Annotated in this window: 25 protein-coding genes; 15 read left to right on the forward strand and 10 right to left on the reverse strand. The window is 61.6% G+C overall.

The annotated features are described in order from the left end of the window. Window positions 1-38: 38 nt before the first annotated feature. From P3S72_RS03575 to P3S72_RS03610, 8 genes are all read left to right on the forward strand, one after another. Entirely contained in the window at window positions 39-953 is a 915-nt protein-coding gene (locus P3S72_RS03575; protein ID WP_048727385.1) for a branched-chain amino acid ABC transporter permease, read from the forward strand. A gap of 2 nt (window positions 954-955) precedes the next feature. After that, window positions 956-2,233: a high-affinity branched-chain amino acid ABC transporter permease LivM gene (livM, locus tag P3S72_RS03580; protein ID WP_276196256.1), complete on the forward strand. Its 1,278-nt coding sequence runs from the start codon at window positions 956-958 to the stop codon at window positions 2,231-2,233. Further along, the gene (locus tag P3S72_RS03585; RefSeq protein ID WP_247397735.1) at window positions 2,230-3,105 is read left to right on the forward strand and encodes an ATP-binding cassette domain-containing protein; all 876 of its coding nucleotides are present in this window, start codon (window positions 2,230-2,232) and stop codon (window positions 3,103-3,105) included. The genes livM and P3S72_RS03585 overlap by 4 nt, the downstream gene beginning before the upstream one ends. Continuing rightward, window positions 3,102-3,818 (forward strand): ABC transporter ATP-binding protein, encoded by a 717-nt coding sequence (locus P3S72_RS03590; RefSeq protein ID WP_276196258.1) that lies wholly within the window; start codon window positions 3,102-3,104, stop codon window positions 3,816-3,818. Before P3S72_RS03585 ends, P3S72_RS03590 begins: the two co-directional genes overlap by 4 nt. Window positions 3,819-4,553: 735 nt before the next feature. Beyond that, the gene (gene hflK / locus P3S72_RS03595; RefSeq protein WP_276196259.1) at window positions 4,554-5,588 is read left to right on the forward strand and encodes an FtsH protease activity modulator HflK; all 1,035 of its coding nucleotides are present in this window, start codon (window positions 4,554-4,556) and stop codon (window positions 5,586-5,588) included. Then, the gene (locus tag P3S72_RS03600; RefSeq protein WP_276196261.1) at window positions 5,585-6,466 is read left to right on the forward strand and encodes a protease modulator HflC; all 882 of its coding nucleotides are present in this window, start codon (window positions 5,585-5,587) and stop codon (window positions 6,464-6,466) included. The genes hflK and P3S72_RS03600 overlap by 4 nt, the downstream gene beginning before the upstream one ends. A gap of 108 nt (window positions 6,467-6,574) precedes the next feature. Continuing rightward, the gene (locus P3S72_RS03605; RefSeq protein ID WP_276196263.1) at window positions 6,575-7,798 is read left to right on the forward strand and encodes a TerC family protein; all 1,224 of its coding nucleotides are present in this window, start codon (window positions 6,575-6,577) and stop codon (window positions 7,796-7,798) included. Between the two features lie 86 nt (window positions 7,799-7,884). Then, the gene (locus P3S72_RS03610) at window positions 7,885-8,649 is read left to right on the forward strand and encodes an SDR family oxidoreductase (protein WP_276196265.1); all 765 of its coding nucleotides are present in this window, start codon (window positions 7,885-7,887) and stop codon (window positions 8,647-8,649) included. Between the two features lie 125 nt (window positions 8,650-8,774). Here P3S72_RS03610 and P3S72_RS03615 read toward each other — a convergent pair whose 3' ends face one another. From P3S72_RS03615 to ureE, 5 genes are all read right to left on the reverse strand, one after another. Beyond that, the gene (locus P3S72_RS03615; protein WP_276196266.1) at window positions 8,775-9,896 is read right to left on the reverse strand and encodes an AGE family epimerase/isomerase; all 1,122 of its coding nucleotides are present in this window, start codon (window positions 9,894-9,896) and stop codon (window positions 8,775-8,777) included. Window positions 9,897-10,083: 187 nt separating this feature from the next. Next, a complete protein-coding gene (locus P3S72_RS03620; RefSeq protein ID WP_276196268.1) occupies window positions 10,084-10,656 on the reverse strand; it encodes a HupE/UreJ family protein in 573 nt (190 codons plus the stop codon). Between the two features lie 22 nt (window positions 10,657-10,678). Beyond that, a complete protein-coding gene (gene ureG, locus P3S72_RS03625; RefSeq protein ID WP_017849719.1) occupies window positions 10,679-11,293 on the reverse strand; it encodes an urease accessory protein UreG in 615 nt (204 codons plus the stop codon). A 38-nt stretch (window positions 11,294-11,331) separates the two neighbouring features. Continuing rightward, window positions 11,332-12,006 (reverse strand): urease accessory protein UreF, encoded by a 675-nt coding sequence (locus P3S72_RS03630; RefSeq protein ID WP_276196271.1) that lies wholly within the window; start codon window positions 12,004-12,006, stop codon window positions 11,332-11,334. Continuing rightward, complete coding sequence (ureE, locus tag P3S72_RS03635) at window positions 12,003-12,503, reverse strand: urease accessory protein UreE (RefSeq protein WP_247400546.1); 501 nt, start codon at window positions 12,501-12,503, stop codon at window positions 12,003-12,005. Before ureE ends, P3S72_RS03630 begins: the two co-directional genes overlap by 4 nt. Before the next feature lie 338 nt (window positions 12,504-12,841). Here ureE and P3S72_RS03640 point away from each other — a divergent pair, with 338 nt between their 5' ends. Further along, window positions 12,842-13,348: a C40 family peptidase gene (locus P3S72_RS03640; RefSeq protein WP_276196273.1), complete on the forward strand. Its 507-nt coding sequence runs from the start codon at window positions 12,842-12,844 to the stop codon at window positions 13,346-13,348. A 4-nt stretch (window positions 13,349-13,352) separates the two neighbouring features. On the opposite strand, the gene P3S72_RS03645 is transcribed toward P3S72_RS03640, so the two are convergent. Both P3S72_RS03645 and P3S72_RS03650 read right to left on the reverse strand, forming a co-directional pair. Then, a complete protein-coding gene (locus tag P3S72_RS03645) occupies window positions 13,353-13,985 on the reverse strand; it encodes a TetR family transcriptional regulator (RefSeq protein ID WP_253393162.1) in 633 nt (210 codons plus the stop codon). Between the two features lie 160 nt (window positions 13,986-14,145). Further along, window positions 14,146-14,517, reverse strand: coding sequence for a hypothetical protein (locus P3S72_RS03650; protein WP_276196274.1), 372 nt, complete (start codon window positions 14,515-14,517; stop codon window positions 14,146-14,148). A 358-nt stretch (window positions 14,518-14,875) separates the two neighbouring features. Here P3S72_RS03650 and P3S72_RS03655 point away from each other — a divergent pair, with 358 nt between their 5' ends. After that, window positions 14,876-16,945: an AsmA family protein gene (locus P3S72_RS03655; RefSeq protein ID WP_276196275.1), complete on the forward strand. Its 2,070-nt coding sequence runs from the start codon at window positions 14,876-14,878 to the stop codon at window positions 16,943-16,945. A 212-nt stretch (window positions 16,946-17,157) separates the two neighbouring features. On the opposite strand, the gene P3S72_RS03660 is transcribed toward P3S72_RS03655, so the two are convergent. Next, on the reverse strand, window positions 17,158-17,688 hold the full coding sequence (locus P3S72_RS03660) for a ferritin-like domain-containing protein (RefSeq protein ID WP_276196276.1): 531 nt from the start codon (window positions 17,686-17,688) through the stop codon (window positions 17,158-17,160). Window positions 17,689-17,864: 176 nt separating this feature from the next. Between P3S72_RS03660 and P3S72_RS03665 the strand changes: the two genes are divergently transcribed. Further along, the gene (locus tag P3S72_RS03665) at window positions 17,865-18,755 is read left to right on the forward strand and encodes a triacylglycerol lipase (protein ID WP_276196278.1); all 891 of its coding nucleotides are present in this window, start codon (window positions 17,865-17,867) and stop codon (window positions 18,753-18,755) included. A gap of 112 nt (window positions 18,756-18,867) precedes the next feature. Here P3S72_RS03665 and P3S72_RS03670 read toward each other — a convergent pair whose 3' ends face one another. Next, window positions 18,868-19,755 carry a DMT family transporter gene (locus tag P3S72_RS03670; RefSeq protein ID WP_276196280.1) on the reverse strand — a complete coding sequence of 296 codons (888 nt, stop codon included), beginning with the start codon at window positions 19,753-19,755 and terminating at the stop codon, window positions 18,868-18,870. Between the two features lie 98 nt (window positions 19,756-19,853). On the opposite strand from P3S72_RS03670, the gene P3S72_RS03675 reads away from it, so the two are divergent. From P3S72_RS03675 to P3S72_RS03685, 3 genes are all read left to right on the forward strand, one after another. Further along, window positions 19,854-20,642, forward strand: coding sequence for a helix-turn-helix transcriptional regulator (locus P3S72_RS03675; RefSeq protein WP_276196282.1), 789 nt, complete (start codon window positions 19,854-19,856; stop codon window positions 20,640-20,642). Between the two features lie 71 nt (window positions 20,643-20,713). Further along, window positions 20,714-21,013: a PsiF family protein gene (locus tag P3S72_RS03680; protein WP_276196284.1), complete on the forward strand. Its 300-nt coding sequence runs from the start codon at window positions 20,714-20,716 to the stop codon at window positions 21,011-21,013. A gap of 161 nt (window positions 21,014-21,174) precedes the next feature. Next, window positions 21,175-22,188, forward strand: coding sequence for a hypothetical protein (locus P3S72_RS03685; protein WP_276196285.1), 1,014 nt, complete (start codon window positions 21,175-21,177; stop codon window positions 22,186-22,188). Window positions 22,189-22,362: 174 nt separating this feature from the next. On the opposite strand, the gene P3S72_RS03690 is transcribed toward P3S72_RS03685, so the two are convergent. Further along, window positions 22,363-23,631 carry an Hsp70 family protein gene (locus P3S72_RS03690; RefSeq protein ID WP_247400746.1) on the reverse strand — a complete coding sequence of 423 codons (1,269 nt, stop codon included), beginning with the start codon at window positions 23,629-23,631 and terminating at the stop codon, window positions 22,363-22,365. Between the two features lie 286 nt (window positions 23,632-23,917). On the opposite strand from P3S72_RS03690, the gene P3S72_RS03695 reads away from it, so the two are divergent. Continuing rightward, window positions 23,918-24,862, forward strand: coding sequence for a DnaJ C-terminal domain-containing protein (locus tag P3S72_RS03695; RefSeq protein WP_276196287.1), 945 nt, complete (start codon window positions 23,918-23,920; stop codon window positions 24,860-24,862). The last annotated feature ends 62 nt before the right edge of the window (window positions 24,863-24,924 follow it).

Raw genomic sequence — 24,924 nt, forward strand, 5'->3', positions numbered from 1 at the left:
CTAGCGGTGTGCAGGTTCTCACCGCGTGAGATTGCGTTATGGATGGTATTTTCCTGCAGCAACTGGTCAACGGCCTGACCCTCGGGTCGGTCTATGGCCTGATCGCCATCGGCTACACAATGGTCTATGGCATCATTGGCATGATCAACTTCGCCCATGGCGAGGTTTATATGATTTCCGCTTACCTCGCGGCGATCAGTCTGGCACTGCTGGCTTACTTCGGCATCGAATCCTTCCCGCTGCTCATTCTCGGCACTCTGGTCTTCACCGTCGTCGTTACCGGCGTTTACGGTTGGGTCATCGAACGGGTCGCCTACAAACCGCTGCGTAACTCCACCCGACTGGCACCGCTGATCAGCGCCATCGGGATCTCCCTGATCCTGCAGAACTACGCGCAGATCGCCCAGGGCGCCAAGCAACAAGGCATTCCGACCCTGCTGGCCGGCGCTTGGCGCGTCGATATCGGCACCGGGTTCGTCCAGTTGACGTACACCAAGGTCTTCATCCTGGTCGCTGCCTTCGCCGGCATGGCCTTGCTGACCTACATCATCAAGTACACCAAGCTCGGCCGCATGTGCCGCGCGACCCAGCAAGACCGCAAGATGGCCTCGATCCTGGGCATCAACACCGACCGCGTGATCTCCTACGTGTTTGTCATCGGTGCCGCCATGGCGGCCCTGGCCGGCGTGTTGATCACCCTCAACTACGGCACGTTCGACTTCTACGCCGGCTTCATCATCGGCATCAAGGCCTTCACCGCAGCGGTACTCGGCGGCATCGGTTCCCTGCCTGGGGCCATGCTGGGCGGGATCATCCTCGGTATTTCGGAGTCGCTGTTCTCGGGGTTGATCAACTCTGACTACAAAGATGTGTTCAGTTTCTCCCTGCTGGTGGTGATTCTGATTTTCCGTCCCCAGGGCCTGCTTGGTCGCCCACTCGTGGCGAAGGTGTAAACATGTCTGCTGCCAAATCGATTGATATCAAAAAAAGTGTGGTCGATACGGTCCTCGCCGGGCTGATTGCGTTGATCGTGTTCGGTCCGATCGTCGGCGTGGTGCTCGACGGCTACAGCTTCAACCTGCAACCTGCGCGCGTGGCGATCCTGGTCGCCATCGTGATGGCCGGTCGCTTCGCCCTCAGCCTGTTCCTGCAAACGCCCAAAGGCGTGAAGATTCTGCAGGGCTTCGAGAGCAGCGGTTCCGGCGTCCACGTGCTGGCGCCGGACTACAAGTCGCGGCTGCGCTGGATCATCCCGGCGCTGATCGTGATCGCCATCGTGTTCCCGATCTTCGCCAACAAGTACCTGCTCACCGTGGTGATCCTCGGGCTGATCTACGTGTTGCTCGGCCTGGGCCTGAACATCGTGGTCGGCCTGGCCGGCTTGCTCGACCTGGGTTACGTGGCGTTCTACGCGATCGGTGCCTACGGCCTCGCGCTGGGGTATCAATACCTCGGCCTGGGTTTCTGGACGGTGCTGCCGCTGGCGGCCATCGCGGCGGCGCTGGCGGGGTGCCTACTCGGCTTCCCGGTGTTGCGCATGCACGGCGATTACCTGGCAATCGTGACCCTGGGTTTTGGCGAAATCATCCGCCTGGTGCTGAACAACTGGCTGTCGTTCACCGGCGGGCCAAACGGTATGCCGGTGCCATCGCCGACCTTCCTCGGCCTGGAGTTCGGGCGTAAAGCGAAGGATGGCGGGATTCCGTTCCACGAGTTCTTCGGCATCGATTACAACCCCAACATCAAGTTCATGTTCATCTATATCGTGCTGTTCCTGGTGGTGCTGGCCGTGCTGTACATCAAGCATCGCCTGACCCGCATGCCGGTCGGCCGCGCCTGGGAAGCCTTGCGCGAAGATGAAATCGCCTGCCGTTCCATGGGCCTGAACCACGTGCTGGTCAAGCTCTCGGCCTTCACCATTGGTGCGTCCACCGCCGGTCTGGCCGGGGTGTTCTTTGCCAGCTACCAGGGCTTCGTCAACCCGTCGTCGTTCACTTTCTTCGAGTCGGCGCTGATCCTGGCCATCGTGGTACTGGGCGGCATGGGCTCGACGGTCGGCGTGGTGATCGCGGCGTTCGTCTTGACCGTGGCGCCGGAACTGCTGCGCAGCTTCTCCGAGTACCGCGTGCTGCTGTTTGGCGTATTGATGGTGGTGATGATGATCTGGCGACCGCGCGGCCTGATCCGGATCAGCCGTACCGGTGTGACCCCACGTAAAGGAGTGGCGCCATGAGCAAGGAAGTCGTCCTGTCCGTGGAACATCTGATGATGCACTTCGGTGGCATCAAGGCCTTGAGCGACGTAAGCCTCAAGGTCGAACGCAACTCGATCTTCGCCCTGATCGGCCCCAACGGCGCCGGCAAGACCACGGTGTTCAACTGCCTCACCGGCTTCTACAAAGCCAGTGGCGGCAAGATTGAGCTCAACGTGCGCGGCCAGAAGACCAACGTGATCCAACTGCTCGGCGAACGCTTCGAGGCCGTCGATTTCGTCTCGCCGAAAAGTTTCTTCAGCCGTGTGTACTACAAGATGTTCGGCGGCACCCACCTGGTGAACCGCGCCGGTCTGGCGCGGACCTTCCAGAACATTCGCCTGTTCAAGGAAATGTCGGTGCTGGAAAACCTGCTGGTCGCCCAGCACATGTGGGTCAACCGCAACATGCTCGCGGGCATCCTCAACACCAAGGGCTACCGCAAGGCTGAAAGCGACGCCCTCGACCACGCGTTCTACTGGCTGGAAGTGGTCGACCTGGTGGACTGCGCCAACCGCCTGGCCGGCGAGCTCTCCTACGGCCAACAGCGCCGCCTGGAAATCGCCCGCGCCATGTGTACGCGGCCGCAGATCATCTGCCTCGACGAACCGGCAGCGGGCCTCAACCCCCAGGAAACCGAAGCCCTCAGCGCGATGATTCGCCTGCTGCGCGACGAACACGACCTCACCGTGGTGCTGATCGAACACGACATGGGCATGGTGATGAGTATTTCCGACCACATCGTGGTCCTCGACCACGGCAACGTGATTGCCGAGGGCGGGCCGGACGCGATCCGCAACGACCCGAAAGTGATTGCCGCCTACCTCGGCGCCGATGAGGAGGAGCTTGTATGAACGGGCCTATCCTCGAAATCAAGGACCTGGACGTGTTCTACGGGCCGATCCAGGCCCTGAAGAAAGTCTCGCTGCACATCAACGAAGGCGAAACCGTCAGCCTGATCGGCTCCAACGGCGCGGGTAAATCCACGCTGCTGATGTCGATCTTCGGCCAGCCACGGGCGGAGTCCGGGCAGATCATTTACAACGGCGTCGACATCACCCAAAAGTCGTCCCACTACATCGCGTCCAACGGCATCGCGCAGTCGCCGGAAGGTCGGCGGGTGTTCCCCGACATGACCGTCGAGGAAAACCTGCTGATGGGCACCATCCCCATCGGCGACAAGTTCGCTCAGGAAGACATGCAGCGCATGTTCGAGCTGTTCCCACGGCTCAAGGAGCGGCGTAACCAAAGGGCGATGACCATGTCCGGTGGCGAACAGCAAATGCTCGCCATCGCCCGCGCACTGATGAGCCGGCCCAAGTTGCTGCTGCTGGACGAACCGAGCCTGGGCCTGGCGCCGATTGTGGTGAAGCAGATCTTCGCGACCCTGCGCGAGCTGGCGGCCACCGGGATGACCATCTTCCTGGTGGAGCAGAACGCCAACCACGCGCTGCGTCTGTCAGACCGGGCGTATGTGATGGTCAACGGCGAGATTCGCCTGACAGGCACCGGTAAGGAGCTGCTGGTGAATGAAGAGGTGCGTAACGCTTATCTGGGCGGACATTAAAAAACACGCGGCCCACATGAAAAGACGCCCTGACTTGCTCCAAGTCAGGGCGTTTTTTTATGCCGGGCGCCTAATCTCGAAATTGTGGAAAACAATTTTGGGACTTGTTGTCGCGCGGCATAAAGACGCTGCAAACACTTGTTTTGTCATGATTTTGACTTGTCCCCGATTGCTGTGGAACGGCCTGTGGGTAACGTGGGAGTAGCTGGCTGCAGGCCTTTGATTACGTGGGCTACAGAGGGTTGATCGGTTTTTGAGCAGGGCGTTTTTCGTAACCTGTCGAAGGTTTTGTCAACCTGTTTATCGAAACAGCAATATGACCAAAGCACGTCGTTCCAGCCTGTGGATAAGTCTGTGACTAAACTCTGGAAAGACTCCGGCAGGCGGCGTAATTACTGGCTTGGAGCCATCCCGTTACGCTGCTCTAATGTCCAGGATGGAGGAAGGGCTACATAAGCGCAGGGAGCGGGTCAAGCAAAAAACTTCCATGGACGTGCTGCAGGCCTTGTAGATAGCGGCTTGAGCAGTTTTCGACTTGCCCCCAAAGACTGTGGACCGCCCTGTGGATAAGGTGCGCGTAGCTGGCTGTGAGGTACGGCCAGCAAGGCTTGGGCGCCGCTGGGTGTTTTTTGTACAACGGCCTTGGCCCAACCCTCCCGATGAGGGGCATGGCGCCGGGTAATCTGCGCCATGCCCCTATAGGGGCGTCTGTGGTTTGACGACTGGAGTAACTGCATGACCGATAGCCCCGCCTCTCTTCCTGTGGCGCCTGGCAGCCCGACGCTGCGGCTGCGCGAGCGAATCCGCTATAACCTGGCCTTGCTGGATCTGCGCGGGCGCGGTTTTGTCTTGATCGGCGGGCTGTTGCTGCTGGCCTGGCTCAGTTCGGGCATCTACAAGGTGCAGCCCGACGAGCAAGGCATTGTGCTGCGCTTTGGCCGATGGCAGCAGACCGCCGAATCGGGGTTGCACTACCACTTGCCCTATCCGATCGAAACCGTCCTGCTGCCCCGGATCACTCAGGTCAACCAACTGCAATTGGGCAGCGGCGCCAGTGGCTTGAGCTCCGCCGGTAACGGCGCTCGGGACAAGCAGATGCTGACTGGCGACGAGAATATCGTCGAAGCCGATTGCACGGTGTTCTGGCGTATCAAAGATGCGCGTTTCTACCTGTTCAAGATCAGCGACCCTGAGCGCTCGGTGAAATTGGCCGCCGAGAGCGCCCTGCGGGAAGTCATCGGGCGCACGCCGATCCAGTCGGTGATGTCCGACAAGCGGGCGCAGATTGCCGATGAAACCCGCGACCTGCTCCAGCAACTGCTGGACCACGAACAAGCCGGAATCCTGATCACGCAGGTGCAATTGCAGCGGGTCGATCCGCCGCCCCAGGTGATCGATGCGTTCAACGATGTGCAACGCGCCCGTGCCGACCAGGAGCGTGCCCGCAACGAAGCCGAAGCCTACGCCAACGATGTGATCCCACGGGCCCGTGGCGATGCGGCGCGCATCACCCAAGACGCCGAAGCCTACAAGGCCCAGGTGGGCAACCTGGCTGACGGTGAGGCCAAGCGCTTTCTGTCGGTCTACAACAGCTACGTTCAATCCAAGGAGGTGACCGCCTGGCGCTTGTACATGGAGAGCATGGACGAAGTCTTGAAGAAGGCGTCCAAGGTCATCATCGATTCTTCAGGTAAAGGCATGTCTGGCGTGGTGCCTTATATGCCGCTGAGCGAGCAGGGCAAACCCGTGCAGAAGGACACCCGACCATGATCGGCAAACTCAAGTGGTTGGCTGCGGCCCTCGCGGCGGTGGCGCTCTGGGCGCTGGCGTCTTCGGCCTACGTGGTGGATGAGTCGCAGCAGGCGCTGATTATCCGCTTTGGTGCGCCGATGGGCGTGGCCGGCGAGCCGGGGCTGAAATTCAAGGTGCCGTTCAGTGATTCGGTGGTGTTCTATGACAGCCGCCTGCAAACCTTATTGTCTCCCGCCGAGCAGGTGATTCTGGGCGACCAGAAGCGTATTGAAGTGGAGACCTTCACGCGTTTTCGTATCAGCGACCCTCTGCGGTTCTACCAGGCGGTGGGCACCCTTGATCAAGCCAACGCGCAGTTGACGCAGATGGTCAGTTCCTCGGTGCGCCGGGAGTTGGGTGAGGTTGCCCTGCGTTCGTTATTGTCACCGGCACGTCGGGACGAAGTGGCCATCATCGAGAAAGACGTCGCCGACAAAGCCCGGTCCCTGGGGATTGAGGTCACCGAAGTGCGCCTGCACCGCGCGGATTTGCCGTTCGAAGCCAGCCAGGCTATTTACGATCGCATGAAGTCCGAGCGCCAGCGCGAAGCCAAGGAATTGCGTGCCCAGGGCTTCGAGTGGGCGCAGCAGATCCAGGCCAAGGCCGACCGCGACCGTACTGTGTTGCTGTCTGAAGTCCAGCGCCAGGCGGCGATCACCCATGGTGAAGCGGACGCCGATGCCAACCAGATTTTATCGCTGGCCTTCAGCAAGGACCCGGCGTTCTACAAGTTGTATCGCTCGTTGCAAACCTACCGCCAGACCTTGGCCGAGAGCCAGCCGATGCTGGTGTTGACGCCCTCCGCTGAATTCCTCAAACAGTTTCAAACCGGGCCTGCGGCTGTCAGTGGGAAATGACGGCCCTTCGCGTTCCCGCTGACAGCAAGGCGTTGTGCCGGCGCCTCATAGGGCGCCGGGCTCAGCGGTTCTCTGGGATCACGCCCTCTTTGTTCAGGAATTTTCTGCATGTTATTTGAAGGTGCGCTGCACGGGCTGAGTATGGTCTTTCAGGTGTTTGTCCTGGACTTGATCCTGTCTGGCGACAATGTGCTGGTCATTGCCCTGGCCTGTCGAGGCCTGCCGGCAGAGCAAGTGCGGCGGGCGGTGATGATCGGCACCAGCGGGGCGATTATCCTGCGCGTACTGTTGACGACCCTGGCCGGCTGGCTGCTGCTGGTGCCTTGGTTCAAGTTGGCCGGGGCGCTGTTGTTGGTGGTGATTGCAATCCGTTTACTCTGCGAAGAAGAAGCAGCAGAAGACGGCCAGCCGCCGGTTCCTTCGCTGATGACCCTTGGCAGTGCGGTGCTGACGGTGTTGAGCGCCGACCTGATCATGAGCCTGGATAACGTGGTCGGGCTGGCGGCTGTGGCGCAAGGCAATCTGTTCTATCTGGTGCTGGGCCTGCTGTTGAGCGTGCCGATGTTGATGTTCGGTAGCGTCTGGGTCAGTGGCCTGTTGCAGCGTTATCGGATGCTGGTGCCGGTGGGGGGCGCCCTGTTGGGGTACATCGCGGGTGACATTGCGGTATCCGATCCGGTGGTGGTGGGGTGGGTCAATACTCAGTCCCCCGCGCTGAACCAGGTAGTGCCGTTGTTGTGTGCTGTCTTTGTGCTGGTCCAGTCAGGGATTATCCAGCGCCAACGTCTACGCTTGCCCCGGCCTGCGCCCAGGTTGCGAACGGTGGTGCCGGTGCCGGTGATTGAGCCGGTGCTGATGCTGGCGCAGGTGCAGTCGCTGCCGCTGCCGCTGCCGCTGCCGCGTGAGCCGGTTGCGCCACAGCCTGTCGAGGTACTCGCGGAGGCTCGCCACGAAAAGCGCCCCTATGCGGGGCTGATCCGCGTGCTTACCGGTATCGTCGTGATTCTGCTGGCCAGCGGGTTGCTATACGGCCTGATTGGCGGTTTGTCTGGCCACCTGATGCCCACGCCACAGAAGGACAACGCTTACCTCTGTACCGGCGCGAGCACTACGCTTTACTTCCGACCGGGTGGCAGCACGGTGCGCCTGGTGGCCGGTGGCGGTGAAGCCAAAGGCTACGTGGACTACAAGAAAATCCTATGGGAAAACCCCCAGAGCGCAGAGCGTGATTTGCACCTGAGCCTGCCGGATGAAATCGAAAAAACCAGCGCCACGGTGGTGACCTTGAACGGCGGCAGCTTCGCACAGATCCAATGTGCCTTAAGCCGATAGACGGCGCGGTTGCCGCTGCGCGCCGAGCCGGGCATGCTGCTCACGGTTTTTATCTGTGGCTACAGCGGCCCTTCGAGGAGAGCAACATGACATCCACTCTGTTTATCACCGGCGCCACGTCCGGTTTCGGCGAAGCCTGCGCCCGTCGGTTTGCCGAAGCCGGCTGGAAACTGGTGCTCACCGGTCGTCGTGCCGAGCGTTTGAACGCGCTGGTCGAAGAGCTTTCCAAGCAGACCGAAGTACACGGCCTGGTGGTCGACGTGCGTGACCGCAAGGGCATGGAAGACGCTATCGCCAACCTACCGCCGTCGTTCGCCACGCTGCGTGGCCTGATCAACAACGCCGGCCTGGCCGTGGGCACCGACCCCGCGCCCAAGTGCAGCCTCGACGACTGGGAAACCATGGTCGATACCAACATCAAGGGCCTGCTGACCACCACCAGCCTGCTGCTGCCACGCCTGATCGCTCATGGTCGCGGTGCGGGGATCGTCAACCTGGGCTCCATCGCCGGCAGCTACCCGTACCCGGGCAGCCACGTGTATGGCGGTTCCAAAGCGTTCGTGAAGCAATTCTCGCTGAACCTGCGCTGCGACCTGCAAGGCACCGGCGTGCGCGTGACCAACATCGAGCCGGGCCTGTGCGAAAGCGAGTTCTCCCTGGTGCGCTTCGGCGGCGACCAGGCGCGCTACGACGCCACCTACGCTGGCGCCGAGCCGATCCAGCCGCAGGACATCGCCGACACCATCTTCTGGGTGCTGAACACCCCGGCGCACGTCAACATCAACCGCCTGGAGCTGATGCCGGTGAGCCAGACCTGGGCCGGGTTTGCGATTGAGCGTGGGGCCAAGTAAGGGGTTAGACCGAGTCGCCTGCATCGGGGGCAAGCCCCCTCCCACATTTGAATGGGTTCACACATCAAAATCTGTGAACCCAATCCAGTGTGGGAGGGGGCTTGCCCCCGATGAGGCCCCTGAGGTCAACCGAGAACCTTGACCAACCCCTGATAACAAGTCGCCAGATGATACGGCGTGGTCGACGGCATATCCCGTCGGCTCACGCTGCCCTGGGCATCCAGGCACTCATGCCAGCCTTTGGCATGCAGGAAGCGTTGCTGCAACGCAAGCAACTGGCGCCGCAGCACGGCTTCGCTGCCCGGGCGCAAGGTCAATGCGCGCAGGTATTCCGCCTGCGCCCAGATGCGCTGGGTGCCGTCGCGCACACTGCCGTCCAGGGTGAGCATGCCGCTGACCGCACCAGTCTGCTTATCCACACCCTTGTGCTCGGCATAAGCAAAGGCCCGCGTCAGCGAAGCATGCAGCGGTGTGCCGCGCAGCACGTCTGAAGACTCGAGCAAGAAGAACCATTCGAACTGGTGCCCCGGCTCAAACCAGTTATCCACAGCACCCAGCGGTTTTTCCATCATCACGCCATGCTGGGGCTCGATGAAACGCTGCTGCATGGCCGTCGCCAAGGCCAGTAATGCGCTTTGCACCTCGGCGTCTGCACGCACCGCCAGGGTGGCGAGGAAGCCTTCAGCCAGGTGCATCAACGGGTTTTGCAATGGGCCGGACTTGAGCGACGACCAGTTACGCTCCAGCACCGCCTCGTACAGGCCATCGCCGCTGGCGAAGCGTTGGGCGACCACTTCCAGCGCCGCATTTAACACCGACTCCACCAGCGGTTCGCGCACTTTGGCCCAGTAATGGGCGCAGGCGAAGATGATGAAGGCGTGGGTGTAGAGATCCTTGCGCTTGTCCAGCGGCTGGCCGGCGGGGTCGATGCTGTAGAACCAGCCGCCGTGCTCGGCGTCGTGGAAATGCCGTTGCAGCGAGCGGAACAACGCGGCGGCGCGGTCTTCGGCAAAGGCTGCGCCGGGTTCGCCGATCAGGCTGGCGAACAGGTACAACTGCCGGGCGCAGGCCATGGCACGGTAGCGTTGCGGCGGCAACGGCCGGTGGTCGGCGTCCAGCGCCTCATAGGGCAGCGCCAGCTCGGCGTTCCAGCCCGGGCCCTGCCAGAGCGGCACGATCAGGTCATGGAAGTGCGTGAGCACGGCATTCAAGGAAGGCTGAGGGGCGGAGCTTGGAGCGATGGGCATCGGCTGGCGTCGTCACGGCAGGGGTGTAGGCGCGCATGGTAGCAGGCTTGGGAGCGGTGGTGTCTGCGCCACCGCTATCGGGGGCAAGCCCCCTCCCACAGGTTTGAGCTGTGAACCCAAGCGAATGTGGGAGGGGCGGTGCGACGATTCGACTTGCCCCCGATGAGGCGCTTAATCGCGCCGCAAATCAGCCAGCCAGCAACCAAACCCCAGTCGCCGCCGAGGCCGCCCCGGCAACCCGCACCAACGGCGCCGCCGCAGTCGGCAGCCAGCGCACCAGCGCATAACCGGCAGCGTGCAACACAGCGGTTGCGCCGACAAATCCGGCGGCATACGCCCAAGGGCTGGACATGTCCGGCAGCTCCAAACCATGGGCCACGCCGTGGAACAGCGCGAACAACGCCGTGGCCCCCAGCGCCATGAACAATGGCGGCCGCACCGCCAGCGCAACGGCCAGGCCCAGGGCCAGCACCGAAGCGGCAATCCCGCTTTCCAGCGCCGGCAACGCCAGGCCTTCAAAGCCCAATAGGCCGCCCAGCAGCATAGTGCCGACGAAGGTGCAGGGCAGCGCCCAACGCGCCGCGCCTTTTTGCTGGGCGGCCCACAAACCGACCGCCACCATGGCCAGCAAATGGTCGAGACCGCCCAATGGATGGCTGATACCCGCCACCAGGCCGTTGTCACCGTGACCCGGGTGAGCGAAGGCCAGGGCTGGGGCGAGCAGCAGGGCGGCGGCGGTGAAGAGTTTTTTCAGGCTCATGGACAGCTTCCTTATGGGTTGATCAGGCCGCGGTCAGCAGGCCCTGGCGTTCGATGAAGGCGACGATCTCATCCAGGCCGACGCCGGTTTTCTGGTTGCTGAACACAAAGGGTTTACCGTTGCGCATGCGTTGGGTGTCGCTGTTCATCAGCTCCAGCGAGGCACCGACCAGGGGCGCTAGGTCGATCTTGTTGATCACCAGCAGGTCGGATTTGCAGATACCCGGACCGCCTTTGCGCGGCAGCTTGTCGCCGGCCGACACATCGATCACATAGATGGTCAGGTCCGACAGCTCCGGGCTGAACGTCGCCGACAGGTTATCGCCGCCCGACTCGACCAGGATCAGGTCCAGGCCGGGAAAGCGCCGGTTGAGTTGGTCCACCGCTTCCAGGTTGATCGAGGCGTCTTCACGGATCGCCGTGTGCGGGCAGCCGCCGGTTTCCACGCCGATGATGCGTTCGGGCGCCAGGGCCTGATTGCGCACCAGGAAGTCGGCGTCTTCGCGGGTATAGATGTCGTTGGTGACCACCGCCAGGTTGTAGCGATCGCGCAAGGCCAGGCACAGGGCCAGGGTCAGGGCCGTCTTGCCGGAGCCCACCGGGCCGCCGATGCCGACACGCAAAGGTTGTGTGTTCATGTGCTTCTCCAAAATAAAAGGCGCCAAAGTAAACGCGCTTATGAACGGAACAGGCGGCTGTACTGGCGCTCGTGGGCCATGCACGCCAGGGACAGGCCGAACGCGGCGCTGCCCAAATGGTTGGGCTCGATGCGGCCGGCGTCCTGTTGGGCGTGCTGCAGCAGGGGCAGCAGTTCACTGGTCAGGCGCTGCGCGGCTTGCTGGCCGAGCGGCAGGGTTTTCATCAGCACGGCCAATTGGTTTTCCAGCCAGCTCCACAGCCAGGCGGCGAGGGCGTCGTCCGGGCTGATGCCCCAGGCGCGTGCGGCCAAGGCCCAGCCCAGCGCCAGATGCGGCTCGGCGTGTTGTGCGAGAAAATCACGCGCCGCGTCGTCCAGTTCCGGCAAGCCGTTGAGCAGTTGCTGCAGGGAGTACCCCATCTGCCGGCTCTCCTGATACAGCTCGCGGGTCTCGCGACTGGCGCGGTGTTCTTCGCACCGTTGCGCCAGTTGCGACCAATCGCCGGCCACGGCGGCGCGGCAATGCGCGAGCAACAGTGGCGCTTCGAAACGCGCGAGGTTGAGCAGCAACTGGTCGCTGATCCAACGGCGGGCGCCGGGCGCATCCTTGACGCGGCCATTTTCCACGGCCATTTCCAGGCCCTGGGAATAGCTGTAGCCGCCAATCGGCAATTGCGGACTGGCCAGACGCAGCAGCGCCCAGGCTGGGTTCATAAACGCACGCCGAATTGATGCAGCTTCGGCGGGTAGTTGAAATCTTCATCGCCATGGCGCGAATGATGGTGCCCGCCGCCGTAGGCCCCGTGTTCCGGTTGGAACGGCGCTTCGAGGCTTTCGGTCTGCGCGCCCAGTTGTTCAAGCATGGCCTTGAGCACGTAATCATCCAGCAGGCGCAGCCAGCCGTCGCCCACTTGCAAGGCCACATGGCGATTGCCCAGGTGATACGCGGCGCGGGTCAGTTCAAATGCGTTGCGGCAGGTGACGTGCAGCAATTGTTCAGGGCGCGCGCAGACACGCACGACACGTCCGTCTTCAGCCTGTAGGAACTCGCCATCGTGCAGCGGCGGCTGGCCACGCTCCAGGAACAGGCCGACGTCTTCGCCGTCGGCACTGAAACAGCGCAGGCGGCTTTTGCTGCGGGCTTCGAAGTTCAGCAGCAACTCGGCGGCCCAGAGGGCTTGCGGGGCGATTCGGCGGTGGATCACCAGCATCAGAAGGCTTCCAGCTATGAGCGATAAGAGAGCTAGAGCAAGGGGCTTGCCAATCACGTGCGGGGGTAGGAATTCCCTGTAGGTAAACAGGCCGTGCCACCGAATAGGGCGTCAGCTATTTTTCTGCGTGCTTCAATTTGGTGCGCGCACTGGAAGTGTGGCACTGGATGGGTGCATTTGTGTGGATATCGTGTACGTGCAGTATGAAGTTTCCTTCATCTATTTCGCACTTGTACTTTTTCGGATTTCTCCTACGCGGTAACCGGATTCGGCGTTCAAAAAGCTACGCACTATTTCTTTAGGATTTGCGCCGTCTTTACACCACAGCGATGTTCGTCATGTTCAAGTCACTTTTCTTTTTAATCCTTTTCTCTCTCTCTTGTGTCATCTCATCGGCCTCGGCCAACCTGAAATCCCAATCGACCTTCGGCTCTTCGCTGCAAGGTGTTCCATCGTCTTCGGTGGCGAATGTGATCGACCGCGCCCATGCCTTGCTGGGCACGCCTTACAAATGGGGCGGCAGCTCGGCCGAGCAGGGGTTTGATTGCAGCAGTTTCCTGGTCTATCTGTTCAAGACCGAAGCCAACATTCATATCCCGCGTACCACGGCGGCGATGCACCGTTCAACGGCCGCGACCGTCAAGCGCAACGAGCTCAAGCCGGGGGACGCGGTGTTTTTCAAAGGCAACGGGCGCGGCCAGGTCAGCCATGTGGGGCTGTATATCGGCGAAGGTAAATTCATTCATTCGCCGCGGGCCGGCAAGAACGTGCGCATCGATTCGCTCGGCAACAACTACTGGAACAAGAACTACACCGGCGCCAAGCGTTTCCATAAAGCGGGTTGACGGCTTACTCGGTGCTGCCGAGGCCCTGCCAGTGCTTGAGGCCAATGAAGATGAAGCGCAACTGCTGGGTGATTTTCGCCTGGGGCGTGAGATGGGCGGGCAGCGCGTGGGCGGGCGGGTCGATGATGTCAGGCAGGGTGGCGAACACACTTTTGACGATCAGGTCGGCCATCACGTGCAGGCCGTCGGCATCCAGGTGCTGGAGCTTGGGCATCAAGGTCAGGTCGGCGGCCAGGTCACGGGTGATGTCTTCGCGCAAGGCGCCGATGGCTTGGCGCACGGCGAGGCAGCCACCGTACTGTTCGCGGGCCAGGAACAGGAATTGCGAACGATTGGCTGAGACCACATCCAGGAAGATCCGCACGGACGCATCGATAATGCCGCCCATCACGAATTCGTTGTGGCGCACCAGGCGGATCGTAGCGCGGAAGGTCTGGCCGACTTCGCTGACCAGCACCAGGCCCAGTTGGTCCATGTCGGCAAAGTGACGATAGAACCCGGTGGGCACGATCCCGGCCGTCTTGGCCACTTCGCGCAGGCTCAGGCTGCCGAACCCACGGCCACACTCCATCAGATGGCGGGCTGCGTCCATCAGGGCGAGGCGGGTCTGTTGCTTCTGTTCGGCACGGGGCAGCATGGCAGGCGGGCTTTGTCGGCAAGTACAGCGACGCACTCTAGCAAAACCGCTTCATTGACGTCGAACTTGGCGGGGGATTGCTGCGTGGATACGTGACACGTTCTGCAAAAAGTCAAAAGCCCGATCCAGGGATCGGGCTTTTTTCCGGGCCACCACGGGCTTAGCTCTGAGCTTGATGCAGTTCTTGCAGACGGTCAGCACCACCTTCAGCAACACCTTGGGTGTAGGCGCGTTCGTTGGCTTGTTCAGCACCACCTTCAACCAGACCTTTCTCTTCCAGGCGGTTGCGGCCGTTTTCGGTTACACCTTCGGTGTAAGCGCGTTTGTTGGCTTGTTCCGAACCATTTTCAGCAACGGCACCTTTGGCGTAGTCACGGTTCTCTTCTTCTTGCGACCCGCTACGGGCGAGGGTTTGGCTGAACTGAACGGCATCGGCTTTGACTTGTGGGATCGCTTGTTCAGCGGCCGGCAGGGCAAAAGCACTGGAAGCGAGGACAGACAGCAGCACGGTAGCGAGTACTTGGCGTTTCATGATCGGTTGCTCCTTGGGAGGGCGATTAAGTGGGTACGGGGCTAATGCTACTCTCGATAAGTCGATATAAAAGTTCATAAACACAATGGTAATAATCAACGGAATTGATTGTTCTCGTAGGAGGCTCTAAGTCGTGCCTCTCAAGCCCGCGGTTTTGCACCGTACTGGGTATTTTCGACACGCACCTGGGTACCAATGGTGCGCTGGCGTAGGAAAAAACTGTCGAGGCGGTCAGAAAAATGGGTTTTTTCTGGCAAAACGCCGATCGGGTTAAACCCCGGGGTGGTTTGCCAGTCCTAGCTGTATAAGTTGTCTTAAGGGCTGTGACTCGGCCAGTCGTATTCAGGAGTTCTGTGCAATGACGCGCACTCGTAAAATCGTCGCTTGGTGTTGCGCCAGCATCGTTCTGTCAATCGTCGTGGTGGTGGTGTTTTTGTTGTTCTTCGACTGGAACCGCATCAAACCGCCGCTCAATGCCAAGGTCTCCGAAGAACTGCATCGCCCGTTTGCCGTCAATGGCAACCTGGCGGTGGTGTGGCGCCGTGAACTGGACCAGGGTGGCTGGCGTGCCTGGGTGCCATGGCCCCATGTGATCGCCGAAGACCTGAGCCTGGGCAACCCCGAGTGGTCGAAAACCCCGCAAATGGTCACGCTCAAGCGAGTGGAACTGCGTATCTCACCGTTGGCCTTGCTGGTGCAGCGCGTGGTGATCCCGCGCATCGACCTCACCGAGCCGAGCGCCGAGTTGCAGCGCCTGGCCGATGGGCGTGCCAACTGGGTATTCACATTTGATCCCAAGGACCCCAACGCTGAGCCCTCCAACTGGGTGGTGGAGATCGGCGCCATCGGCTTCGACAAGGGCCACGTGACGCTCGACGACCAGACCCTCAAAACCCAGCTGGACGTGATCGTCGACCCGTTGGGCAAACCCATCCCCTTCGGTGAAATCGTCGGCGAGACGGATGCCAAAAAGGCCCTGGAAAAAGGCGCGGCCCCCCAGGACTACGCGTTCGGTCTCAAGGTCAAAGGCCAGTACCACGGCCAGAAACTCGACGGCAGCGGCAAGATCGGCGGCCTGCTCGCTTTGCAGGACGCGGCCAAGCCGTTCCCGCTGCAAGCCCAGGTGAACATCGCCGACACCCGCATCGCCCTGGCCGGCACCCTGACCGACCCGCTCAATCTCGGCGCCCTGGACCTGCGCTTGAAACTCGCAGGCGCAAGCCTGGGCAACCTGTACCCGCTGACCGGTGTCACCCTGCCGGACTCGCCGGCCTATTCCACCGACGGGCACCTGATCGCCCAACTGCACCAAGCCAGCGGCGCGACGTTCCGCTACGAAAACTTCAACGGCAAGATCGGCGCCAGCGATATCCACGGCAACCTGGCCTACGTCGCCAGCCAGCCACGCCCCAAACTCAGCGGCACGCTGGTGTCCAATCAACTGTTGATGGCCGACCTTGCCCCCTTGATCGGTGCTGATTCCAACGCCAAGCAAAAGGCCCGGGGCGGGATGAGTAAACAGCCGGCGACCAAAGTACTGCCGGTGGAAGCCTTCCGCACCGAGCGTTGGCGTGACATGGATGCCGACGTCGAATTCACCGGCAAACGCATCGTCCACAGCACCGACTTGCCCTTCACCGACCTCTACACGCACCTGGTGCTCACCGACGGCGAACTGAGCCTGCAACCCCTGCGGTTCGGCGTGGCTGGCGGCAAGCTCGATGCGCAGATTCGCCTGAACGGGCGCGTCACGCCAATGGAAGGCCGCGCCAAATTGACCGCGCGCAACTTCAAGCTCAAGCAGTTGTTCCCGACCTTCGAACCGATGAAAACCAGCTTTGGCGAACTCAATGGCGATGCGGATATTGCCGGGCGCGGCAACTCGGTGGCGGCGTTGCTGGGCTCGGCCAACGGCGACCTGAAGATGCTGATCAACGACGGCGCCATCAGCCGGGGGCTGATGGAAATCGTCGGGCTCAACGTGGGCAACTACGTCGTCGGGCGTTTGTTTGGCGACAAGGAAGTGAAGATCAACTGCGCAGCGGCGGACTTCGGCATCAAGACCGGGCTCGCGACCACACGCTTGTTTGTGTTCGATACCGAGAACGCGATCATCTACATCGATGGCACGGCGAACATGGCCTCGGAGCAGCTTGACCTGACCATCACCCCGGAGTCGAAAGGCTTCCGCCTGTTCTCCCTGCGCTCACCGCTGTATGTGAACGGTCCGTTCATCAAACCGAATGCCGGCGTGAAAGCCATCCCCCTGGCACTGCGCGGCGCCGGCATGGTCGCGTTGGGGATCATCGCCGGCCCGGCCGCCGGGTTGCTGGCACTGGTCGCGCCGAGCGGTGATGTGCCCAATCAGTGCGCGCCGTTGTTGCAGCAGATGAAGGAAGGCAAGGCGCCGAAGACTGTGAAAGGTTGATTCGGCGCTAATGCCGGTCAGTTAAGCGATAGAGCGGGCAACCGCTAACCCGTGGCGAGGGAGCAAGCTCCCTCGCCACAGTGACAGTGTTCTTCCCTACCTGCTCACACTCTCGTCCATGGCGGGGATGGCCCTATCATGGTTTCTGACGAACTGACGGTCAAAAGGGGAAGCGGGCTAACCCGCTTCCCCCTTTTTAGATGCGCAGTCATTTACAGACTTTCGAGAATATCCGCCATGTCATCCGCATGCTCTTCTTCCTGAGCCAGGATTTCTTCAAGCAGACGGCGAGTGGTCGGGTCTTTATCGCCGATGTACTGGATGATTTCGCGGTAGCTGTCGACCGCAATCCGCTCGGCGACGAGGTCTTCGTAGACCATTTCCTTCAAATTGTTGCCGGCCACGTATTGCGCGTGGGCGTTCTTCGACAGCAGGTCCGGGTTGAATTCCGGCTCGCCACCCAACTGCACGATACGTTCGGCGAGTTTGTCGGCGTGTTCGCCTTCCTGGGTCGCATGTTCGAGGAATTCTTCAGCGGCGATCTGCGCTTTCACGCCGCTGGCCATGAAGTAGTGGCGCTTGTAGCGCAGCACGCAGACCAGTTCAGTGGCCAGCGAGGCGTTGAGCAGGCGAATGATCTCTTCGCGGTCGGCGCCGTAGCCTTCGGTCACGGCGCCGTTTTCGACGTTCTGGCGGGCGCGCTGGCGCAGGGTCGCAACGTCAGTCAAGTGTGCTTCGGTCATCTCAATCTCCTGGTGCTAATCCGGTTTTACGCCACGCTCTGCCGGCGTGATCGCTCCAAGGTGTGAGTCGTGCGCAACGCAAAAAGTTTTATTGGATTTACCGACAGGTGTCATCAGCGCGTCGCCGGATTGGGTTAGCCTGCTCGCATCCTTTCTTGATCAAGGACGTTCGCTTCATGTCGCAGTCGTTAGCCACGCGTTACCCCTTGGTGCTGGTGCCGGGCATGCTGGGGTTTGTGCGCCTGGGATTGTTTCCCTACTGGTATGGCGTCGTCCCGGCGCTGCGGGCGGGAGGGGCGCAGGTGGTTGCGGTGCAGGTGGCGCCGCTCGATTCCAGCGAGGTGCGCGGTGAGCAGTTGCTTGTGCAGGTCGAGCGGATTCGCCGCGAAACCGGCGCCGACAAGGTCAACCTGATCGGCCATAGCCAGGGCGCGCTCACCGCGCGTTATGCCGCCGCCAAGCGCCCGGACTGGATCGCGTCGGTGACGTCGGTGGCCGGGCCCAATCACGGTTCGGAGCTGGCGGATTATTTCCATGCCCATTACCCGATGGACAGCGTCAAAGGCCGGATCGTCAGCGCGCTGTTTCACCTGGTCGCCGCCGTCATGAGCCTGCTCGAAACCGGCTACCGTGGCCCGCGCTTCAAGGCGGACCTGCACGCCTCGCACCAGTCGCTGACCCGCGCGGGGGTGGCGTTGTTTAATCGTGAATATCCCCAGGGATTGCCGCAGACGTGGGGCGGGCAGGGCGCCGAAGCGGTGAATGGCGTGCGCTATTACTCGTGGTCCGGCACCTTGCAACCGGGTAAGACCGATCGCGGGCGCAACCTGTTCGATGGCACGAATCGCAGTTGCCGCCTGTTCGCCCGCAGCTTCGTGCGCGAGAAGGGCCAGTGCGATGGCATGGTCGGGCGCTACAGCTCACACCTGGGCACGGTGATCGGCGATGACTACGCCCTCGACCATTTCGATATCGTCAACCAGTCGCTGGGGTTGGTGGGCAAGGGGGCGGAGCCGATCCGCTTGTTCGTCGAGCATGCGCGGCGGCTCAAGGCGGCCGGGGTGTAGCAGGTGCACCGCGTTATCGTTCATCGGGGGCAAGCCCCCTCCCACAGTTGACCGAGGCGCCAGAGCGAACGCGGTCCAATGTGGGAGGGGGCTTGCCCCCGATAGCGATAGCTCAGGCAACGCCCAGCTTACGCCCGACCGGCGTGGTCCAGCGCTCCGACAAAATCACCCCGCCCAACGTCAACAGCCCGCCCACCAGGTGATACAGCGCCAGTTCTTCCTTCAACACCAGCGCCGCAATCAGCGCGGTAATCAGCGGCAGCAGGTTGAAAAACAACGTGGTGCGGCTCGGCCCCAGGGTTTTGACCGAGTGCATCCAGGCCAACGGCGCGAGCATCGAGGCCAGCAGGCAGGCGTACAGCACCAACGGGATATTCGCCCAGCCCAGCCCGGCTTTTGCCGAAAACAGAAACAGCGGAAACAGCACCACCACCGCCACCAGCACCTGCAAATACAGCAACACCAACGGCGGCAGGCGCAGCTGCCATTTTTTCAGCAGGGTGCTGTAGACCGCGTAGGCCAGGGTGGCGACCAGCATCATCGCGTCGCCCAGGTTGACCCCGTGTTGCAGCAACGCGCCCAGGCTGCCGGACGACACCACCACCACCACGCCGGCGAACGACAGCAGCGCGCCGCTCAGTGCGCCAAACGTCAGGCGTTGGCCGAGGCTGATGATCGCCGCCGTCAACGCCATCAATGGCATCAGCGACAGGATGATGCCCATGTTGGTGGCGCTGGTCAGCGACGCGGCGTAATAGGCCAGGCTTTGATACACCGCCATGCCCAGCACGCCGAGGATAAATATCTTGCCCAGGTTCGGGCGGATGATCGGCCACTGCGCAATCACCGGCTTGAGCATGAACGGGGTAAACAGCAGCGCCGCCAGCAACCAGCGGTAGAAGCCGATTTCAGCGGGGAAGATCGAACCCACGGCCAGTTTGTTGACCACGGTGTTGCCGGCCCAGATGAAAATGGCCAGCAGGGGATACGCGTATTGCATTGAAAGCAGCCCAATGTGTTGATGAGGCGCGATTATCCCCCTGTCTGGATCGAAGCCTATACTGCGATCCAGACAAACGACCTCTGAATCCAGACAACATGCCCCGACACACCGTCCGCCTTGCGGATTTCCCCAGCCTGCCGAGCCCGGTGTACTTCCGTTACTCCGATTTTGCCCCGAACACCGAATGCACCCCGCACCGGCACTTCTGGGGTTCGTTGGATTATTCGGCCAGCGGGGTGATGCGCATGGAAGTGGCCGGCAGCCGCTTTATGTCGCCGCCGCAGTACGCGGTGTGGATACCGCCGGACACCGAGCACAGTTCCTACAATGCCCAGGCAATTGTCTACCGCTCGGTGGGCCTCGCCCCGGCGTTGTGCGCGCAACTGCCCAAGCAGCCTTGTACCCTGGCGATCAGCGATATCCTCAAGGCGATTCTCAGTGACTTCGCCCAGCGTGACGTCAACATCCCCCACACCGAAGCCGATATCCGCCTGGCCCAGGTGTTGGTGGACCAGCTCAAGCAGGCACCGGTCCACGATGGTTTCCTGCCCTACGCGCGCCAATCCGGGCTGCTCGGCGTGCTCGAAGGCATGCAGGCCGAACCGGGGGATAGCCGCCCCTTGGCGCAATGGGCCGAGCAGGTGCATGTGAGCGAACGCACCCTGGCCCGCCAATTTGTGCGCGAGCTGGGCATGAGCTTCGGCGAATGGCGCCAGCGCCTGCGCTACCTGGCAGCCATCGAAGCCCTCGACAGCGAGCGCAGCGTGCAACAGGTGGCCTTCGACCTCGGCTACAGCACCGCCTCGGCGTTTATCGCGATGTTCCAGCGCCACGCCGGCTGTACCCCGGAGCAGTACCGACGGGCAAACATCCGTGGCCGGTGAAGATGTTACAAGGTTTGGCTACACTCGTCGGTAGGCCGTGCCGTCCGGCACGGTAACAGGGAGAAAACTCCATGAAGATGCTGCGAATTCCGTTGTTGATGATGGGCCTGATGCTGTGTTCCCAAGGTTTTGCCGCGACCGCCCAGCAAACTAAAATGACCACCTGCAATGCCGAGGCCACCACCAAGACGCTCAAGGGCGAGGAGCGCAAGACCTTCATGAAAACCTGCCTGTCGGCGCCGGCGGCCAATGATGCGAAGACATTGACCCCGCAGCAGCAGAAGATGAAGGATTGCAATGCGTCGGCGAAAACCAAGGCGCTGATTGGCGATGCACGCAAGACGTTCATGAGCACCTGCCTCAAAGGCTGATGGCGATTTCGCGGCCGCTGAAGAGCAAATGTGTGAGGCTGGCTTGCCTGCGATAGCACGCCAGCTCCCACACTTGATCGCATTCACCACCGATCCCCTCGCTTGATTCCGCCAAGGCTGGCAGACTGCCCATCCTTTAACGCCGTTCGTTTTGAGGCTGTATGCCAACGTTTTCTCAGCGTCACGTGTTGTTGCTGGCCAGTTACATCATCATTTTCGGCGGGTTACTGCTGGTTCTGCCGCTGAAGTTACTGCCCAGCCTGCTGGCCGGTCTGTTGGTGTTTGAACTGGTCAACATGCTTACCCCTCAACTGCAACGGCTGATCGAAGGTCGGCGTGCGCGCTGGCTCGCCGTCGCCTTGCTCGGCACCTTGATCGTCAGCGTGTTGGCCCTGATTTTTGCCGGCGCGATCAGCTTCCTGCTCCACGAAGCGGAAAATCCCGGGGCCTCCCTCGACAAATTCATGGGCGTGGTCGACCGCGCGCGCGGCCAACTGCCACCGTTTCTCGATGCCTACCTGCCCGCCAGCGCCGCCGAATTCCGGGTGGCCATTGGCGACTGGATCAGCAAACACCTGAGCGACCTGCAACTGGTGGGCAAAGATGCCGCCCACATGTTCGTCACCCTGCTGATCGGCATGGTGCTCGGCGCGATCATGGCGCTGCAGCGCGTGCCTGACCTGACCAAACGCAAACCCTTGGCCGCCGCGCTGTTCGATCGTCTGCACCTGTTGGTCCAGGCGTTTCGTAACATCGTCTTTGCACAGATCAAGATCGCGGCCCTCAACACCGTGTTTACCGCCGTGTTCCTCGCCGTGGTGCTGCCGCTGTGCGGGATTCACCTGCCGCTGACCAAAACCCTGATCGTGCTGACCTTCCTGCTCGGCCTGCTGCCGGTGATCGGCAACCTGATGTCCAACACCCTGATCACCATCGTCGCGCTGTCGCTGTCGATCTGGGTGGCGGTGGCGGCGCTGGGGTATTTGATCGTGATCCACAAGGTCGAGTACTTCCTCAACGCGCGGATCGTCGGCGGGCAGATCAGTGCCAAATCCTGGGAGTTGTTGTTGGCGATGCTGGTGTTCGAGGCCGCGTTCGGCCTACCAGGCGTGGTGGCTGGGCCGATTTACTACGCGTATTTGAAGAGTGAGTTGAAGCTCGGTGGGATGGTCTGAGGGGGCGCCAGGCTGAACGCAGCCAGCGCTTGAGGCGTAAGCAGGCCTAAATGTGGGAGGGGGCTTGCCCCCGATGGCGGAGTATCAGGCGATGCATCTGTTGCTGACACACCGCCATCGGGGGCAAGCCCCCTCCCACATTTGGATGTTCAGTGGCAGTGAGTGGGTGATGGATCAGCAGCCGTAGCGCTTGCTCGCCTCAATCGCCAACCCGCTACCGATACTGCCAAAGATATTCCCTTCCACATGCCGCGCATTCGGCAGCATCGCCGAGATGCTGTGGCGCAGCGCCGGAATGCCGCTGGAACCGCCGGTAAAGAACACCGTGTCCACCTGCGCCACGTCCACCGACGCGTCGGTGAGCAATTGGGTGACGCTGTTACGCACGCGCTCGAGCAGCGCATCGATGGCCGACTCGAACAGCGCACGGCTCAGGTCCACGCTCAACCCTGGCTCCACCCGGTCGAGCAGCACATGGCGGCTGTTTTCGTGGGTCAGCTGGATCTTGGTTTCTTCGACTTCCATCGCCAACCAGTGCCCGGCACGCTGTTCGATCAGCTTGAACAGGCGGTCGATGCCGCCGGTGTCTTCGATGTCGTAGCGCATGCTGCCCAACGCCAGCTGGGATTTTTGCGAGTACACCGAGTTGATGGTGTGCCACGTGGCGAGGTTCATGTGGTGGCTGGTGGGCATGTAGGCGCCGCTTTTCATGCGACTGCCGTAGCCGAACAGCGGCATCATGCCGGCCAGCGAGAGCTGTTTGTCGAAGTCGGTACCGCCGATGTGGACGCCCCCGGTGGCGAGGATGTCGTCGTGGCGGTTGTCGTTGTGACGACGGTCCGGCGACAGGCGCACCAGCGAGAAGTCCGAGGTACCACCGCCGATGTCGACAATCAGCACCAGCTCTTCTTTTTCGATGGTGGACTCGTAGTCGAAGGCCGCGGCAATCGGTTCGTACTGGAACGAGATGTCCTTGAAGCCGATCTTGCGTGCCACGTCGACCAAGGTGTTTTCGGCTTCCTGGTCGGCCATCGGGTCGTCATCGACGAAAAATACCGGGCGACCCAGCACCACTTCTTCGAACTCGCGGCCGGCAGCAGTTTCGGCGCGGCTCTTGAGTTGGCCGATAAACAGCGCCAGCAAGTCGGTGAACGGCATCGCGGTGCCCAGCACGCTGGTGTCATGCTTGATCAGCTTGGAACCCAGCAGGCTCTTGAGCGAGCGCATCAGCCGGCCTTCGTAGTTCTCCAGGTATTCGTGCAGCGCCAGGCGACCGTAGACCGGGCGGCGCTCCTCGAAGTTGAAGAACACCACCGACGGCAAGGTGATTTTGTCGTCCTCCAGCGCGATAAGCGTTTCCATGCCGGGACGAATCCAGCCGACGGTGGAGTTGGACGTGCCAAAGTCGATGCCGCAGGCACGGGCTGGGGATGGGTTTTTCATGTCTATCGGGTTCCGGTTGAAAAACGGCCGCGCAGTGTATGCCACCCGCGCGCAGATGCGTAGGCCGACGATCTGTTAAATAGCCGGCCGCGCGCCTTGAAAGACCAGCGTTTGCCCCCAACTTGTCCAGCATACGGTCGGTGGCTGCAAGGTTATTCGTGCGGTGCCGATAAACTTCTGACGCAGCCATCGGCTTGGGATTGAGTTCAGTCAATCCAAACGCTGCAAACCGGCGCATGCTGTGCCGCTGGCTGTGCGATATCGATGACGGAGGGTGACCCCCCAGATGGACTTTAAAGACTATTACAAGATCCTTGGCGTGGAGCCGACGGCGGACGACAAGGCGATCAAGACCGCCTATCGCAAGCTGGCGCGCAAATATCACCCGGACGTGAGCAAGGAAAAAGACGCCGAAGCCAAGTTCAAGGACGCGTCTGAAGCCTATGAAGCGCTGAAAAGCGCCGACAAGCGCGCCGAGTACGATGAGTTGCGCAAATACGGCCAGCATGGCCAGCCGTTCCAGGGGCCACCGGGCTGGCAGAGCCGTGGCGGCTACAGTGGCGGCGAGGATCAGGGGGATTTTTCGGACTTTTTCAGCTCGATCTTCGGCGCCCGTGGCGACGGCTTCAGCGGCGGTCAGCGCCGCAGTACCGGGCGCAAAGGCCAGGATGTGGAGATGCAACTGTCGGTGTTTCTTGAAGAGACGCTGTCCACCGAGTCCAAGCAGATCAGCTTCCAGGTACCGCAATACGACGCTTCGGGCCGGCATGTCAGCAACACCGTCAAGAGCCTGAACGTGAAGATCCCCTCCGGGGTCACCGACGGGGAGCGCATCCGCCTCAAAGGCCAGGGCGCACCGGGCATTGGCGGTGGGGCCAACGGTGATCTGTACCTGATCGTCAAGTTTGCGCCGCACCCAACATTCGAGGTCGAAGGCGAAAACCTGGTGATCACCGTGCCGGTGGCACCGTGGGAACTGGCGTTGGGCACCGAAGTCGCCGTGCCGACCCTGACCGGCAAGATCAACCTCAAGGTCCCGGCCGGCAGCCAGAACGGCCAGCGCATGCGCGCCAAGGGCCATGGCCTGATGAACAAGGGCGGGCAGCGCGGTTATCTGTTCATCCAACTGAAAGTGGTGATGCCCAAAGAGGCCAGCGAGGAAGTGCTCGGGTTGTGGAAGGCACTGGCCGACAGCGCCGCCTTCGATCCGCGCAAAGGCTGGAACAACTGATCCACCCGGGCAACTGTCTTGCATAGTTAGGCCCAGGCCCGTGGGGGCCATGAATAAGCTGC

The organism is Pseudomonas sp. D3 (assembly GCF_029320995.1).
Classification (GTDB): Bacteria; Pseudomonadota; Gammaproteobacteria; order Pseudomonadales; family Pseudomonadaceae; genus Aquipseudomonas; species Aquipseudomonas paraveronii.